1 pseudogene is annotated in these 704 nt (G+C 50.4%); it reads left to right on the forward strand.

Annotation, left to right across the window (positions count from 1 at the left end):
• A pseudogene (locus QHT84_RS14130) lies at positions 1-704 on the forward strand (hypothetical protein); the annotation flags it as partial.

Genomic DNA, 704 nt, shown 5'->3' on the forward strand with positions numbered 1-704 from the left:
TTAACGGTGTTGCCATTACCAACGGCGAGTGCGTCGGTAAGTCCGACGACGATTTGTTCGAACAGCAGCGCTACCTTTACCTTGACCGGTACTCCGAATGCTACGGTAACGTATAACATCAACGGCGGAGCGAATCAAACGGTTACCTTAAACGGAGCGGGAACAGCAACCATTAGTGGTACTTACACGGCCAATACGACATTGAATATTGTTAGTGTCGCCAGTGCAGGGACTCCGAGTTGTGTGAATCCGCAAACCAGCAGTGTTACCTTAACGGTGTTGCCATTACCAACGGCGAGTGCGTCGGTAAGTCCGACGACGATTTGTTCGAACAGCAGTGCTACCTTTACCTTGACCGGTACTCCGAATGCTACGGTAACGTATAACATCAACGGCGGAGCGAATCAAACGGTTACCTTAAACGGAGCGGGAACGGCAACCATTAGTGGTACTTACACGGCCAATACGACATTGAATATTGTTAGTGTCGCCAGTGCAGGGACTCCGAGTTGTGTGAATCCGCAAACCAGCAGTGTTACTTTAACGGTGTTGCCATTACCAACGGCGAGTGCGTCGGTAAGTCCGACGACGATTTGTTCGAACAGCAGTGCTACCTTTACCTTGACCGGTACTCCGAATGCTACGGTAACGTATAACATCAACGGCGGAGCGAATCAAACGGTTACCTTAAACGGAGCGGGAAC

This window comes from Flavobacterium sedimenticola, from assembly GCF_030053345.1.
Classification (GTDB): Bacteria; Bacteroidota; Bacteroidia; order Flavobacteriales; family Flavobacteriaceae; genus Flavobacterium; species Flavobacterium sedimenticola.